This is a genomic window from Lentzea sp. NPDC020367, from assembly GCF_044387305.1.
Taxonomy (GTDB): Bacteria; Actinomycetota; Actinomycetes; order Mycobacteriales; family Pseudonocardiaceae; genus Lentzea.
This window is the reverse complement of sequence record NZ_JBIRVV010000029.1, coordinates 1-14,895: the sequence shown is the minus strand read 5'-3', so window position 1 is coordinate 14,895 and position 14,895 is coordinate 1. Positions and strand designations below refer to the sequence as shown.

Sequence of the window (14,895 nt, the reverse complement as noted above, 5' to 3'; positions counted from 1 at the left end):
CCGGCGAACTAGAAGCTAGTTACCGGAGAGTAGCAGTCTGAGTCGGGGCTACTTCTTCTTCGTCCGGGTGGCGCCACCGCGACCGCGCAGCGTGACCCCGGATTCCGACAGAACCCGGTGCACGAAGCCGTAGGAACGCCCGGTGCTCTCGGCCAAAGCCCGGATGCTCGCGCCCTTTTCGTACTTCTTCTTCAGGTCAGCGGCCAGCTTGTCCCGTGTGGCGCCGGTGATCCGGGCACCCTTCTTCAGGTCAGCCACCTTGTCCCGCCTTCCGTACGAGCAGGTGGGCCGTTCTACGGCCCCTGTCGTCGCAATGATCGAACAGGAACCGGCAGAACGCCAGGTGATCAAGCAAAGAGATCGCCGAACGGTCGATTCGATCACACTGAGTTGATCACAGAACGCGTTCGGTAGTCCTTTGACGCGTGGAGATCACGCCAGCTGCACGAGGTCCAGGTAGTCCTCGGACCAGTGGTCCTCGGTGCCGTCGGGCAGCAGGATGACCCTTTCCGGCTCCAGTGCCTCGACCGCGCCGGGGTCGTGCGTCACCAGGACGACCGCGCCCTCGTAGCGCCGCAACGCGTCGAGAACCTGCTCGCGCGAGGCCGGGTCGAGGTTGTTGGTGGGCTCGTCGAGCAGCAGCACGTTCGCCGCCGACGACACCAGCCCGGCCAGTGCCAGTCGCGTCTTCTCGCCACCGGACAACGTGCCGGCGGGCTGGTCGAGCTGCTCGCCGCTGAACAGGAACGTGCCGAGCAACGACCGCAGCCGCTGCTCCTGCTCGTCCGGCGCCATGTGGCGGATGTTCTCCCACACCGAGGCGTTGTGGTCGAGCGTCTCGTGCTCCTGCGCGAAGTAGCCGATCTTCAGGCCGTGACCGGGAACGACACCACCCGCGTCCGCCTTCTCGCTGCCACCCAGCAACCGCAGCAGCGTCGTCTTGCCGGCACCGTTGAAGCCGAGCACGACGACGCGGGAACCCTTGTCGATCGCCAGGTCCACGCCGGTGAAGATCTCCAGCGAGCCGTAGGACTTGCTCAGACCCTCTGCCATCAAAGGGGTCTTGCCGCACGGGGCCGGCGCCGGGAAGGTGATCCTCGCGACCTTGTCGCTCTGGCGCACGTCGTCGAGACCGTCGAGCAGCTTCTGGGCGCGCTTCGCCATGTTCTGCGCCGCAACGGCCTTCGTGGCCTTCGCACCCATCTTGGCGGCCTGCGTCATCAGCGCGCCGGCCTTCTTCTCGGCGTTGGCGCGCTCACGACGGCGACGCTTCTCGTCCGTCGCACGGGCTTCGAGGTACTTCTTCCAGCCGAGGTTGTAGATGTCGACCTCGCCGCGCATCGCGTCGAGGAACCACACCTTGTTCACGACGTCGTCGAGCAGCTCGACGTCGTGGGAGATCACGACGAGACCGCCGTCGTGCGACTTGAGGAAGCCGCGCAGCCACGTGATCGAGTCGGCGTCGAGGTGGTTGGTGGGCTCGTCGATCAGCAGGATCGTGCTCGACTTGGCACCGATGCCCGCCTCCGACGCGGCGAACAGGATGCGGGCCAGCTCGACGCGGCGGCGCTGACCACCGGACAGCGTGCTCAGCGGCTGCGCCAGAACGCGGTCCGGCAGGCCGAGGTTCGAGCAGATGCGGGCGGCCTCGGACTCGGCGGCGTAGCCACCGAGCGAGGAGAAGCGCTCTTCGAGCTTGCCGTACTTGGTGACGGCGACGTCGAGCTCTTTCGCGTCGACCAGCTCGGCCATCTTCGACTGGGCCTTCTCCATGTCGCGGAGGAGCTGGTCGAGGCCGCGCGCGGACAGCACCCGGTCCTTGGCGATGACCGACAGGTCGCCCTCACGCGGGTCCTGCGGCAGGTAGCCGAGCTCGCCCTTGCGGGTGATGGCGCCGCCGTAGGGCTGGCCCTCACCGGCGAGAACGCGCAGGGAGGTGGTCTTGCCGGCACCGTTGCGGCCCACGAGGCCGATGCGGTCGCCGGGCTGAACGCGCAGGTTGGCGCCGCTCACCAGAATGCGTGAGCCCGCGCGCAACTCCATGTCAGTTGCGGTGATCAAGAGAAACTCCGAGCAGTAACAACAACTCCGGGCATGACAAGGGATGGCACGTCCGGTTCGGCCTACTCGAGGAGGATCACGCACCCCATTCTACGGGATCACGACCATCGAATTTCCCACCTGTGGCCAGGCGCATAGATTGCGGCTATGAGCGAAGACTTCTCGGGCAAGGCGGCCCTGGTCACCGGCGCGTCGCGCGGCATCGGTTACGGCATCGCACGCGAGCTCCTCTCCCGCGGCGCCTCCGTCACGATCACGGGCCGCAAGGCCGACCAGCTGACCGAGGCGGCGAAGCGGCTGGAGGCCGACACCGGCGGCAAGGTCCTCACGATCCAGGGCAACGCCGGCGACGACGCGTCCCGCGAAGAGGTCGTCACGCGCACGGTCGAGGAGTTCGGCAGCCTCGACGTGCTCGTCAACAACACCGGCATCAATCCCCAATACGGGTTCCTGATGGACGCCGACCTGAACGCCGTCCGGAAGATCTTCGACGTCAACGTGGTGGCCACGCTCGGTTTCATCCAGCTCGCGTGGAAAGCGTGGATGAGCGAGCACGGCGGCGCGGTCGTGAACGTCGCCTCGATCGGCGGAATCCGGTCCACGGGCGTGATCGGCGCGTACGGCGCGTCGAAGGCGGCGCTGATCCGCCTGACCGAGGAACTCGCGTGGCAGCTCGGCCCGAAGGTGCGCGTGAACGCCGTCGCGCCCGCCGTGGTGAAGACGAAGTTCGCGGAGGCCCTCTACGTCGGACGCGAGGAGGAAGCCTCGCAGCAGTACCCGATGAAGCGCCTCGGCACGCCGGAGGACGTCGCCTCGCTCGTGGCGTTCCTCTGCTCCGACAAGGCTTCCTGGATCACCGGCGAGACCGTGCGCGTGGACGGCGGTCTTCTTTCGACCGGCACGGCGGGTTAGTCCGGCTCCACACCCAGCACGTCGAGGAACGCGGCCGTGGCAGGTGTCAGCCCGGCCGCGCTCCACACGAGGTGCTCGACGCGCGACGGCCCGCCCACGATCGGCACCGTCGCGACGCCGCTGAGCTGCGGCGTGTACCGCGACGGCAGCACGGCGACCGCGAGCCCCTCCCGGATCAGCCCGGCCATCAACTCGGCGGTGGTCACCTCGAACGCGACCTCGCGATGCAGTCCCGCGATCGAGAAGGCCTGATCCGACTGCATGCGTCCCGGTGATCCCGCCGGGAAGTCCGCGAACAGCTCCTCGGCGAGCGCCCGCAGGTTCGTCGACTCCTGCCGGGCCAGCGGATGCTCCGGCGCCACCACGGCCACGTGCTCGTCGCGCGCCAGCTCACGGCCCCGCACGCCGTCCGGCCGCACGCCCAGCGGCAGCCCGAGGAACGCCAGGTCGAGCGTGCCCTGCCGCACCTGCTCGACCATGTCGAGGCTCGACAGCATCCGCAACGCGACCCGCACCTGCGGATACCGCTCGCGGAACACCTTCAGCGCGGCCGGCAGGTCCACGGCCGCGACCGTCGGGATCACCCCGACCACGACCCGTCCGCGCACCTCCCCCACCGCCGCGGCGACCTCGGACACCGCCCGTTCGGCGAAGTCGAGGCACTGCCGCGCGGACGGCAGGAACGCCGCGCCCGCCGGAGTCAGCCGGACGCTGCGGCTGGTCCGCTCGAACAACCGCGCGCCCAGCGACCGTTCGAGACGGGCGATCTGATGGCTCAACGCCGACTGCACGACGTGGCACTGCCTGGCGGCCTGGGTGAAGCTGCCCGTCTCGGCGACCGCCACCACGTACCGCATCTGCTGAAGCTCCACCGATCCATCTTGAATCACGATGGATCGGATGAAAAGCATGCGTTGGACTCATCGATCGCGCGAGCCAACACTGGACGACGTGAAGAACAGCGACCTCTCCCGCACCGCGCTGGCGGCGTTCGCCCCGGTGGTCTGGGGCTCGACCTACGTGGTCACGACCGAACTGCTGCCGGTGGGACACCCGCTGTTCGCCGGCCTGGTCCGCGCGCTCCCCGCCGGACTGATCGCGCTGGCGCTGACCAGGAACCTGCCGCGCGGTGCGTGGTGGGCGAAGGCGGCCGCGCTGGGCGTGCTCAACATCGGCCTGTTCTTCCCGTTCCTGTTCATCGCGGCCGAACGCCTGCCCGGCGGCGTGGCGGCCACCCTGGGCGCCGCACAGCCGCTCGTGGTGGCGTTGCTGGCGATCGGGGTGCTCAAGGAGAACGCGTCCGCGTGGCGGCTCGCCTGGGGCGTGATCGGCATGCTCGGCGTCGGGCTCGTGGTGCTCGGACCGGCGGCGGGCTTCGACCTGGTCGGTGTGCTGGCCGGACTGGGCGGCGCCGCGACGATGGCGCTCGGCGTGACGCTGACGAAGAAGTGGGGCAGGCCCGCCGGGGCGACGCCGATGGCGTTCGCGGGCTGGCAGCTCACGGCGGGCGGGCTGTTCCTGGTGCCGGTGACGTTCCTGTTCGAAGGGCCGCCGCCCGCGATCGGCCTGACCGCCCTGGCCGGCTACCTGTGGCTCGGCGGCGTCGGCGGCCTGCTCGCCTACGTCCTGTGGTTCCGCGCGATCGGCACGCTGCCGGTCACGTCCGTCTCCATGCTCGGCCTACTGTCCCCGATGGTCGCCGCGCTGCTCGGCGTCGTCGTGCTCGGCCAGACGCTCGACGCGGTGCAGCTCACCGGTTTCGCGCTGGCGCTGACCGCGATCGTCGCGAGTCAGCGACCGGCACCCGTTCTCGTCAAAGGAGTTCTGCAGTGAAGATCGCAGTCGTCGGCGCGTCCGGCATGGTCGGGTCGCGGGTCGTCGCCGAGGCGGTGCGGCGCGGGCACGACGTGACGGAGGTGTCCCGCGGCGCCGGCGGTGACGCCACCGACCGCGAGCTGATGGACAGCGTTCTGTCCGGAGTGGACGGTGCGGTGGTGGCCACCACCGGTGTCACCTCGACGGTGGGGGTGGACGCGGCACTCGCGACCCGTACGCGGGTCATCGTCGTCGGTGGCGCCGCACCGCTGCGAACGCCGGACGGCACCGGCCTCGTGCTCGATGACGACCGGTACGTGCCGCCGCACATCCGTTCCGTCGCCGAGGCGAGCGTGCGTCAGTTGCACGAGTGCGAGGCCCACCGCGCCGACTGGGTCTACCTGAGCCCGCCCGCGTCGCTCGAACCGGGCGAGCGCACCGGCACCTACCGGCGTGGCACGGACGTGCTGCTCACCGGCCCGTCCTCGATCTCGGCCGAGGACCTGGCCGTCGCGGTGCTCGACGAACTGGAGAGCCCTGGCGAGGACCGCCGGTTCACGGTCGCGAGCCGAGGTCCAGCAGCAGGATGAGCTCGCCGTCGTCGTCGACCTCGCCGGTGGGCTCGAACCCGAACGCGCGGTAGAACGGCTGCGGCGACCCCTCCCCCGGCACGCAGCTCGTGTACAGCTCGGTGGCACCCGCCTCCCGCAGCAGCGCCACGACCTCGTTCAGGATCGCGGTGCCGTAGCCGCGGCCCTGCTGCCCGGCGTCCACGAGCAGCCGCCACAGGAAGTACGGCCCGCGCAGACCGGGCCCGGGCACGACGTTCCAGCTCAGCATGACGAACCCGACGGGCGCGTCCCCGTCGTAGACCGCGCGGAACCACGGTTTGGCCTCGGGGTTCTCCCTCGCGTGCTGGAAGGACTTCTCGACGGACGCGACGAACTGCTCTTGCGCGGGGTGCACGCGCACGGCGATGACGGCGTCGCGGTTGGCGTCGGTGACCTCGACCAGGCGGATCTGAGCACTCATGCCCAGGAGTGTGCCGCTCAGCGAGTGGTCGAGGGGGAAGTCGACACCGGTTGCCCCGTCGAGGACGTCGGGGGCTTCGTGACGGGCGCCGACGTGCCGGGCGGTGCGGAGGACGGCGGCGTCGCCGGTGGCTGCTCGATCTTCGTCGACTGCGGGGTGGTGTTGGTCGGCGCCTTGGTCTCCGGCGGCTCGACGGAGACCGGTGACGAGGACGGCGGCGGGACCTGCGAGGTCGTCGTGGTGGTGGTCGGGGACGGCCCTGGTGTCGCCGGGTCCACGGGGGCCGCGGCGGGCAGCACGGCGAGTGCCACCGCCACGACCCCCACGGTCGCGAGCCCGCTGCCGACCACCGCGATGGTGCGGCGCCGGGAGCGCACGGCCTGGCCGCGCTGGATGAGGCCGGCCGCCGTGGTGGCCCGCGGCGGCGCCTCTTCCTGGTGCAGAGCGGAGAAAGTCGCCCGCAGATCGTCTTCGCGAACCATCACACCTCCAGCCTCAGATGATCGAATTCAGGGCCGAGCCTGCGCCGCAACGCGTCCAGGCCCTTGCTGCTCTGCGACTTCACCGTGCCCGTCGAGCACTTCAGCGCCGCCGCCGTGTCCTCGACGCTCAGATCGTGCCAAAAGCGCAGCACGAGGACAGCGCGTTGCCGTGCGGGCACGGCGGTGAGCGCCTGCCACACCACGAGCCTGTCTTCCGCCACGACGGCGGAAGACAGGCCCTCCGGGGGTGCGTCAGTCAGCTTCTCCCTGCGCCAGCGCACCTTGCGGCGTTCGGCGAGGAACGTCCGCACGACGATCTGACGCAGGTACGGCTCCAGCCCCGACCGGTCCGCGAGCTTGGGACCGGCCAGGTACAGCTTCAAGAACGCCGACTGCATGACGTCTTCCGCCTCGTGCCAGTTGCCGCACAGCAGGTACGCCGTGAAGCGCATCGAGTCGGCGCACCGGTCGAAGCAGTCGGTGAACTCAGCCTCCCAGTTCAGCGGTGGCTCCTCACCGGGCCGGCGTCGTCGCGACAGGCGCTGAGGTCGGGGTCTTCGTGTTGACCGGGGTCGAGGAGACCGGGGGCTTCGTCGCCTCGGGCGAGGTCGAGATCGGCGCGGTCGTGGGCGGCTGCTCCGGGTGCTTCGAGGACGTCGGGGTCGGCTGGGTCCACGTCGTCGGCGTCTTGGTAGGAGCGGTCGAGGACGGCGGCAGCACGGTCGTCGGCGGAACCGTGGTCGGCGGCGCCTCGGTCTTGGTGGAGGAAGGCGGCTGCGGAGCCGAGGTCGTGGGCTGGGGCGCGTTGCCGCCGCCGCTCAGCGCGAGAGCGGGCACCGCGATGCCGATGGCACCCAGCGCGACCGCTCCGGCCACGATCACCATTCGTTTGCGCACTTGCAGCTCCAGCAGGTCAGTGGCGCCAGGATCAGGCACCCTCACCCGTATCCATGCGGCCGGGCTCTCGCCCGGTTGCCCGTGTGTCCTGGATCACGATCTCGACGCAACGGGCCCGTTGCGCGGCCTCGTCCAGGACCGCGCGCCGAGGTTCCGGCACGTCCAGGACGCGCTCCTCGGCCATGCTGAAGACGCCCGAGAGCCTGCGGTCGTTGCGCAGGACGTCGAGCGCCTGCCAGTCGCCGCCCAGCACCACTCCGTCGAGTTCGGCCAGGAGCGGGACGAGCACCCTGGCGACGTCGTCCGCCGCGGCCTGGAGCGCGACCCTGGCCTGACCCTCCCGGCGCCGGGCGAACCGCTGCTGCGACCAGCCGCCGGCCCTGATGCGGCCGTGGACCTGCTTGCGGTCGGTGGTGGACACCTCGACCTTGCCGCCGAACGCGACCCCGATGCTGTGGCCGCCGAGCCGCACGAGGACGAGGCCGATCCGGCGGGGCTCCGTCAACTTTTCGATCACCTCTAGTACAGAGGTACCGCCACGGGTCGGGAACGCGGCCGTCGCGCCGTCGTTCGCTGTGATCTCGACCTCGGACTCGGTCACGGTGATCTCGACGGCGCCGTGCCGGTCGGCGAACCGGGCGATCCAGCCCTCGATCCGTTCCGGCTCGACCTCGACGGCCCGCCCGCCTGGAACCGGCCGCACTCGGCTCACGTCCCACCCCTTGGTCACACCGCGAGTTGGTCTTCGTGCACACAGTAGAGCCGACTCGACACAGCGCGTGCACGGCACGAAGATGTTACTGATGGGTTCGCAACGCTTGACAGATGAGTCTCGAAAGCGTGAACTCATCAACCGTATGGATTAACCATTGACTCCATCCGGCTCCGACCAGCGATGTTCACGGGCGGGTAGGGTCACTGGGGCGTGATCTTATGACAGCGGGGAGTCACCATGACGACTGCTGCCGGTCGACCAACACTGACCGTTGAAGAAACGGACTCAACGGGCCACGGCAGCCTTACGCAGCTCTTGACGACGGGACCGTTCCCGGAAGCGTTGAGGGCCGCGATCAAGGCGAGCCGGCTCAGCCTCGACCGCATCCAGCACCGGTTGGCACTGCGCGGCGTCACCATCAGCGTCGCGACGCTCAGCTACTGGCAGTCAGGACGACGAAGGCCTGAACGCCCTGAATCACTGGAGGCGCTGCGGCACCTCGAGTCGGTTCTGGGAGTACCTCAGTCAGGTCTGTCGGCGCTGCTCGGCCCACCTCGTCCGCGAGGCCGCCGTTGCCGCCCGACGACGATGATGCCGATCGACGCCCTCTGGGCGCGTCGTGAGCGGGTCGCGAACCTGCTCTCGAAGGTCGACACGTCCTCCGACCTGAAGCTCGGCCGGATCAGTCAGCACGACCGCATCGAGATCTCTGCCGACGGCGGGCAGAAATCCGTGTGGGTGCGGCAGATCCTCCGGGCGGAACAGGACGGCCCAGACCGTTGGGCGCTCGTGTTCGAGACCGAGGAGAGCGACGTGCTCCCCGAGATCACGAACGTGCGCAACTGCCACCTCGGCCGCATCGCCCGTGACCACGAGGCCAACATCATGGTCGCGGAGATGATGTTCGAACGGCCGCTCACCCGCGGCGAGACCCTCATCATGGAATACCAGCTGGTGTTCCCCGAGGGCCACGCCCCCAAGGGCAACAACACGTTCGCGCGCAAGTTCCGGTTGCCGGTGCGCGAGTACGTGATCGAGGTCCGGTTCGACGAGACGAACCTGCCGTCGCGCGTGCAGCAGTACAGCGTGCCCGCGGGCGACGAGACGCCGTCGCGGCGCCGCAACCTCACCCTGGACTCGGGCGGCGGCGTGCACGCCGTGGCACTCGGGTTCGGGCCCGGTGTGTTCGGCATCCGGTGGGAGTGGCCGAACCGCTAGCTCGGCTCTGACAGACGCGTGAGGGGCGCTTCCCAGCCTGGGAGGCGCCCCTTTCGCTGTGTTCCCCTCTCGGGGATGCGAAAGGCCCCCGGCGCGTGCCGGGGGCCTTCCGTCGCATCAGCTCAGATCATCACACCCAGCCGGCGACGCTGAGGGTCACCGAGCGGATCGAACCGCGGTCGGAGCCCACCACGTCGGCGACCTTGAACACCCACGTGCCGTCGGCGGGGTCGGCGGTCAGCGAGGACAGCGGCGCCCCCGCCTTCCACGAGCCCGTGAACGGCGCGTTGCCGCTCGTCACGCCCGAGAACGGCAGCGTGGCGTCGTCGGTGAACACGGCCTGGCAGATGTTGTTGCCGGTGCCACCCGCCCGCGAGAACAGCGTCACGGACTTGCCGGACGGCGAGGTGAGCGTGCCCACCAGGTCGCCGACGAAGGTGTGGTCGATGCCGACCGTCGTCGAGCCCTCGGTGGCGGAGCACGTGGCGCCGTCCACGGAGAACTTCAGGTTCGACGCCGCGCCGACACCCGTGACCGGCAGCGAGACCGAGACACCGGTCTGGTCGTTGTCCGGGATGGCCAGCGGCTCGCCGGTGTAGGCGAACGTCTTGAACGTGCGGGACGGCTCACCCACGCGGAGCGTGAACGAGGTGGTCGTCGGCGACGTCGCGCCCGAGTAGGTCACCCGAGCGTCGAGCTTGACCGCCGAACCGAGCACGGCGGAGGCCGGCACGGTCACCTTGTAGGTGTTGCTGACGGTCTGGCCCGGGTCGATGTTGCCGTAGTACTTGGATCGCGGCGCGATGGTCACGCCGGCGGACGTCGTCGACAGCACGACCGAGGTCGACGCGGCCGAACCGTCACCGTTGTTGGCCACCGGCACCGTCACCGTGGACGTGGTGCCCGGCTTGAGGAAAGCGCTTCCGTCGGCGTCGTTGACGATCGTCGGCTTCTGCGCGCGGGCCAGTGCCTGCGGCGACGCACCCGTGTACTGCAGGGCGCGGTCGGCCATCACGAGGCCGGCGCCGGTGCGGTTGTCCACACCGGACTCGACGATGTCGATCGCCGTGGTGACAAGGGCTTCCTTGACCTCGGCGGGCGTCAGCGTCGGGTTGCCGGACAGGATCAGACCGGCGATCGCGGCGGCGTTCGGGGCCGAGGCGGACGTGCCGAAGAACGGCGCGAAGCCCGGCACCGACGTGGTCACGCCGTCGGCCGCGGTGATGTCCGGCTTCTGCCGGGTCTCGGCGAGCGGCGAGCCGTCCGGCGCGAAGAACGTCTTGCGCGGGCCGTCGGAGGTGAAGCGCTCCGGCTTCTGCGTGCCGTCGAAGGCGTTGGGGTACGGGCCCTTCGGGTTGGCGGGGTCGCCCGGCTCCAGGTCGAACGGCAGCGCGGCGGCGGCAGGTGCGGCCGCGACCGAGATCGCGCCCTTCGCTGCCGAGTGGCCGCGGGTCGTGCCCGGCGTGACGTACTTCTTGAGGCCGTCGTTGGTGTCGGCGAACCGGCCACCGAACAGCGACAGCGCGAAGTACTTGTCCTCACCGCGGTACTTCACGACCGCGAGACGCGTGCCCGTCGAGCTGCTGGGGGTGTTGATGCGCTCGTACGGGTCCTGCGCGCCGTCCTGGTTGTTCTGGCTGAAGGTGACAACGTTGCCCTGGGCGTTGACCAGGTACAGGTCGTAGTCGTTGGCCGACTGGCCGAGCGGGTCGGCCCAGTGCAGCACGACCGGGGTGTCGCCGGAGAAGTTCGACAGCGGGTCGAACAGCTGCTTGGCGTTGGGGTCCGGGTTGAAGTCGTGCGCGCTGCCGGCGAACTTGCCGACGCCCACGCCCGAGTCGACGAACTGGCCCTCGTAGTGGCCGGAGGTGCCGTCCGCGACGTTGCCCTGGTTGCCGGCGCTGGAGAAGAACATCGCGCCGTCCGCGACGACCGCGTCCACGGCGCGCGCGATGATGCCGTCCTGGAACGGCGACTCGTTGAAGTAGATGACGTCGTCAACGATGACATCGCAGCCGAGGTCGAAGCGCAGCTTCTTGATGTTGTCCGCGAAGCTCGCGTCACCGTTGAACGCCGTGGCGAAGCCGAGTTCGGCGTTGGGCGCGAGGTCGTGCAGGATCTCGAGCATCGCGGTGCCCTCGTCACCGGAACCCGCCTGCCCCGTCAGGACGTCGACGGCCGGCAGTTCACCGGAGGCCTGCGAGACGGCCAGCGAGCTCACACCGTCCGACAGCGCGCAGAGCTTCACGCCGACACCGGTCACGCGGAACGAACCGCGCGCCGCCTCGGCGTTGTGCGCCTTGTCGCTCTCCGCGACCTTGGCGGCCTGGACGGACAGCTGCTTCTCGGACAGCCGGCGCTCGATCTCGCGCGACTTGTCCTCTTTGGACGGAGCCTTGGACTTGGTGTCCTTCTTGTTCTTCACGTCCTGCGTCATCGCGTCGCTGCCCGGCTCGACGCGGGCGACGTCGGAACGACCGGCGATCTCGGCGATCTTCGCGACCGGGACCTCTGCGCGCACGGTGCGGTGCTCGGGGGACACTGCCCGGATCTGTCCGCCCGCGGCGCGGACAGCGTTGACCAGGTCCTCGGAGTACTGCTTGGCACGGATGTCGACGAGAGTGGTGGCCTTCGGCGTCACGGCAACGCCGGTCTGCACCTGAGGAAGGGCGCTCGTGGTACCAACTGAGACGCGCTTGCGCGCCTCCACGACCAGTGCGCTGTCCACCTTGGACTCGGCAGGGGTGAGCGACTTCTTGATGCTCTGCAGCGCGGAGATCTGCGCTGCCGTGCGGTCGCTGATGGTCTTGGACGCCTTGCCCGGGTCAGCGGACGCCGGCGTGACTGCGGTGAGTGCGGCCAGAAGAACTGCGGTACCTGCGGTGACTAAGGTCGTGCCTCTTCGAGATCGGCGCACAGGAGTTTCTCCCCCGAACGTTGGCGTGCCCCCGAGCACGCGGCCTGCGACCGGAGATTCCCGGTCGAGGCGTCAACGTATGGTGCTTGTGTGATCACAGTCAGCATCCGATTGGGCTACTTCTCACTTAGCAGACGCAATCACACTTCACAGAACAACCTCAGAGGACAAACGCGTCAGTCCACAACTGACCGGTTCGACCGGAAAGGGCTTCCAGCAGTGCGGCGGCCTGGTTGTCGGTGAGCGACGCCACGAAGTCCACAACCGCCCGCCCGCGCGCCAATCCCCTTACGACATCAGGACCAACCGGAAGCTCCCCGGTCGTACCGACCAATGTGGACGGCTCCGTCCGGGCGAGCGCCGCGTACTCCGTTTCGGCCAGCTCCACCAGATCGTGCAGCCTGCGCGGCAACCGATCCGCCTCGGCCCGATCGGTCACCCACTGCTCCAGAGCGTCCACCAGCGAACCGAGCAGACGCGCCTGTCCACGTTGGTGCAAAGCCAGATCCGGCCGCAGCAACACGAACCGCCGGTGCACGAACTTCAACACCTGAACCTCGTGCCACTGCTGAACGGCCAGCACCACGTGCCCGGACCGCGGCGTCGGCTCCTCGATCACGCCAACGGCGTCGACCAGCCGCCGCGTCCACCGCGCACTGAACCCGGCAACCGCCTGCTCGGCCTCGACCGACCCGTCGAACGGCACCGACAACAACCCGTCGACGAGCTCCTTGCTCACCTTCCGCACCGCGAGCGCGAACGCCTCGTCGCTCATCACCCAGGAGTCCTTGAGGTGCATGCGCCTGCGGAGCGTCTCGAGCGACCGCCCTGGCATCCGAATCTCGGCGTACAGCTCGGCGTCACTGAGCCCGGCGAGGTCCAGCGCCTGCGCCTGCCAGGTCCCGAGCTCGGCGGCGACCGTCGCGTGCTGCAACACCCCGACCCGGTGGAAGTCCTCGAGGTCGTGGATCGCGTAGGCGATGTCGTCCGCGGTGTCCATGACACTCGCCTCGACCGTCTGCTGCCACGACTCGACCCGCCCCTCGAACGGCTCGCGCGCCTGCCGCAGATCGTTGATCTCCGTGATGTAGGCGGAGAACTTCGAACTACCGGTGCCCGGCATGTCGTCCGGCTCGCCGGCACCACGGGGCGCCACCGCCAGACCGAGCTCCTGGTGCCGCGTCCACGGGTACTTCAACATCGCCGCCCGCACCGCCACCGTCAGGTCGAGCCCGAGCGCCTTGGGCCCCCGCACGTCGGTGGTCGTGACGATCCGGAACGACTGCGCGTTGCCCTCGAACCCGTCCGGCAACCCGAACCGGTGCCGTGCCAGCCGGTCGAGCACCTGCTCGCCGAGATGCCCGAACGGCGGGTGCCCCAGATCGTGCGCGAGCGCGGCCGCCTCGACCACATCGGGGTCGCACCCACCGAGCTTCTCCAGCACCGCGGTCAACTCGGGGCGGTTGGTGAGCCGTTCGGCGATGGCGCGCGCCGCCTGGGCGACCTTGAGGCTGTGGGTGAGGCGGTTGTGCACGAGCAGACCGGAGCCGGTGGAGCTGACGACCTGGGTGACTCCGCCGAGCCTCGCGAAGAACGGGGAGCTCGCTACTCGGTCCCGGTCCACCCGGAACGGGTTCGTGGCGAGGTCGGCGGTCCTGCCCACGCCTGCTGAGCGTCGGGAGGCACGGTGCTCGTTGTGCATGCGGAAACGGTAGCCGGTCGGGTCCGTCAGCCGGGTTCGACGTCGCTGGTGCTCGGTTTGGCCGCCGCGACCAGCTTCTTCGAGTAGGTGTCGAGGATCTTCGTGCCGACCTGCTGCGAATACCCGAAAACGATCGCCGCCACGATCAACGCGACCTGGTTCTCGACCTTCTGTCCCGCGACCGCACCGGCCTTCAGCAACAAGACACCCACGACCGCGAACGCCGCACCGAGCACGATCTTCAGTCCGAACAGCGGAACCCCGAAAGCGTAGGGGGCCAGGCTCAACTTGAGCTTGGCACCGGTGACCGAAGCCGCGAAGATCGCGCCGAACGACCCCAGCAGGGCCACCCACCAGAAGTCACCGGGAACCGGGGCCCCACCTGGGCCGAGCGGCAACCGCTCCGGCGTGATCGAGGCGGCCAGCCCGATCATCAGCAAGCCCACCAGGAGCATCGCGCCTGTGTAGAGCAACCTGTTGCGGTGTCCGCGCAGAGTGCTGAAAGCGTCATCGCCCAGCTTGAAGGCAGCTTCGAGTGCGGTCTCCACCTTGGTGCGGTCGTCGGGCCCCAGGTTGGCGGCGTCGATCTTGCCCAGCGCCCTGTACCTGTCGTCCTTGCCCGAGAGGTGCGCTCCGACCCTGGCCCTGACATCCGGCAGCCTGCCGGCCAGGTCCGGTCCCAGCGAGGTGATGCGCGCTTCCGCGGCGTGCAGTGACCGCCAGACGTCTTCCTTCTGCCTGCCGTCCCACCACGCGACCAGACCACCGACCTGTGCGGCGAGCGCGGCTTCCGCCTCGTCCAGGAGCTGCTGCGACTGAGGGTCGAGAGCCGCCAAGAGGCCAAGCCGAGCCCTCAGTCGTATGAGCAGGGCTTTTGCTTCGTTCTTCCAAGGGCTGTCGGTCATGGTGCACCTCGATGGGTCGTGTGGAGACCACATCGCCGCCTGCCCGCCGAGCGTGACCGCAGATGCGCGATCGTTACGTCAAGACACGAAAAAGCCCCTGCGGGGAGCGCTTGTGACGCTCGACCCGCAAGGGCTTTTCGAAAGAAGTTCGGCGGCGACCTACTCTCCCACACCGTAACCAGTGCAGTACCATCGGCGCAGAAGGGCTTAACTACCGGGTTCGGAATGGGACCGGGTGT

General features: G+C 69.1%; 15 protein-coding genes and 1 rRNA gene. 4 read left to right on the top strand and 12 right to left on the bottom strand.

Going from position 1 to position 14,895, the window contains the following annotated elements:
• Positions 1-48: 48 nt before the first annotated feature.
• Together ACH413_RS46630 and ACH413_RS46625 are read right to left on the bottom strand one after the other, a co-directional pair.
• Positions 49-258 carry a helix-turn-helix domain-containing protein gene (locus tag ACH413_RS46630; protein WP_030473247.1) on the bottom strand — a complete coding sequence of 70 codons (210 nt, stop codon included), beginning with the start codon at positions 256-258 and terminating at the stop codon, positions 49-51.
• A gap of 174 nt (positions 259-432) precedes the next feature.
• On the bottom strand, positions 433-2,061 hold the full coding sequence (locus tag ACH413_RS46625; protein WP_360048946.1) for an ABC-F family ATP-binding cassette domain-containing protein: 1,629 nt from the start codon (positions 2,059-2,061) through the stop codon (positions 433-435).
• 147 nt (positions 2,062-2,208) lie between these two features.
• Here ACH413_RS46625 and ACH413_RS46620 point away from each other — a divergent pair, with 147 nt between their 5' ends.
• Positions 2,209-2,973 (top strand): SDR family oxidoreductase, encoded by a 765-nt coding sequence (locus tag ACH413_RS46620; protein ID WP_360048945.1) that lies wholly within the window; start codon positions 2,209-2,211, stop codon positions 2,971-2,973.
• Here ACH413_RS46620 and ACH413_RS46615 read toward each other — a convergent pair.
• Positions 2,970-3,845: a LysR family transcriptional regulator gene (locus ACH413_RS46615; RefSeq protein ID WP_360048944.1), complete on the bottom strand. Its 876-nt coding sequence runs from the start codon at positions 3,843-3,845 to the stop codon at positions 2,970-2,972. The two genes, ACH413_RS46620 and ACH413_RS46615, sit on opposite strands and share 4 nt — an antisense overlap.
• 37 nt (positions 3,846-3,882) lie before the next feature.
• On the opposite strand from ACH413_RS46615, the gene ACH413_RS46610 reads away from it, so the two are divergent.
• Together ACH413_RS46610 and ACH413_RS46605 are read left to right on the top strand one after the other, a co-directional pair.
• Positions 3,883-4,806: an EamA family transporter gene (locus tag ACH413_RS46610; RefSeq protein WP_396426183.1), complete on the top strand. Its 924-nt coding sequence runs from the start codon at positions 3,883-3,885 to the stop codon at positions 4,804-4,806.
• Entirely contained in the window at positions 4,803-5,378 is a 576-nt protein-coding gene (locus ACH413_RS46605) for an NAD(P)H-binding protein (RefSeq protein ID WP_360048941.1), read from the top strand. Before ACH413_RS46610 ends, ACH413_RS46605 begins: the two co-directional genes overlap by 4 nt.
• On the opposite strand, the gene ACH413_RS46600 is transcribed toward ACH413_RS46605, so the two are convergent.
• The 5 genes from ACH413_RS46600 to ACH413_RS46580 are packed head-to-tail and all read right to left on the bottom strand — an operon-like array spanning position 5,344 to position 7,911.
• Positions 5,344-5,820, bottom strand: a complete 477-nt coding sequence (locus tag ACH413_RS46600) for a GNAT family N-acetyltransferase (protein ID WP_360048939.1) — start codon at positions 5,818-5,820, stop codon at positions 5,344-5,346. The two genes, ACH413_RS46605 and ACH413_RS46600, sit on opposite strands and share 35 nt — an antisense overlap.
• A 17-nt stretch (positions 5,821-5,837) precedes the next feature.
• Entirely contained in the window at positions 5,838-6,302 is a 465-nt protein-coding gene (locus ACH413_RS46595; protein ID WP_360048937.1) for a hypothetical protein, read from the bottom strand.
• Positions 6,302-6,841, bottom strand: a complete 540-nt coding sequence (locus tag ACH413_RS46590) for a SigE family RNA polymerase sigma factor (protein ID WP_396426181.1) — start codon at positions 6,839-6,841, stop codon at positions 6,302-6,304. Before ACH413_RS46590 ends, ACH413_RS46595 begins: the two co-directional genes overlap by 1 nt.
• The gene (locus ACH413_RS46585; protein WP_360048936.1) at positions 6,816-7,199 is read right to left on the bottom strand and encodes a hypothetical protein; all 384 of its coding nucleotides are present in this window, start codon (positions 7,197-7,199) and stop codon (positions 6,816-6,818) included. The genes ACH413_RS46590 and ACH413_RS46585 overlap by 26 nt, the downstream gene beginning before the upstream one ends.
• A gap of 31 nt (positions 7,200-7,230) precedes the next feature.
• A complete protein-coding gene (locus tag ACH413_RS46580) occupies positions 7,231-7,911 on the bottom strand; it encodes an acVLRF1 family peptidyl-tRNA hydrolase (RefSeq protein WP_360048935.1) in 681 nt (226 codons plus the stop codon).
• A 318-nt stretch (positions 7,912-8,229) separates the two neighbouring features.
• On the opposite strand from ACH413_RS46580, the gene ACH413_RS46575 reads away from it, so the two are divergent.
• Positions 8,230-9,132 (top strand): helix-turn-helix transcriptional regulator, encoded by a 903-nt coding sequence (locus ACH413_RS46575; protein WP_245822512.1) that lies wholly within the window; start codon positions 8,230-8,232, stop codon positions 9,130-9,132.
• 130 nt (positions 9,133-9,262) lie between these two features.
• Here ACH413_RS46575 and ACH413_RS46570 read toward each other — a convergent pair whose 3' ends face one another.
• The 4 genes from ACH413_RS46570 to rrf form a co-directional block, all read right to left on the bottom strand.
• On the bottom strand, positions 9,263-12,049 hold the full coding sequence (locus ACH413_RS46570; RefSeq protein ID WP_360048934.1) for a S8 family serine peptidase: 2,787 nt from the start codon (positions 12,047-12,049) through the stop codon (positions 9,263-9,265).
• Positions 12,050-12,209: 160 nt separating this feature from the next.
• Positions 12,210-13,751 carry a dGTP triphosphohydrolase gene (locus ACH413_RS46565; protein WP_360048933.1) on the bottom strand — a complete coding sequence of 514 codons (1,542 nt, stop codon included), beginning with the start codon at positions 13,749-13,751 and terminating at the stop codon, positions 12,210-12,212.
• A gap of 26 nt (positions 13,752-13,777) precedes the next feature.
• Entirely contained in the window at positions 13,778-14,587 is an 810-nt protein-coding gene (locus ACH413_RS46560; RefSeq protein ID WP_360048932.1) for a hypothetical protein, read from the bottom strand.
• A gap of 215 nt (positions 14,588-14,802) precedes the next feature.
• Positions 14,803-14,895: ribosomal RNA gene (gene rrf, locus ACH413_RS46555) — 5S ribosomal RNA — on the bottom strand; the annotation flags it as partial.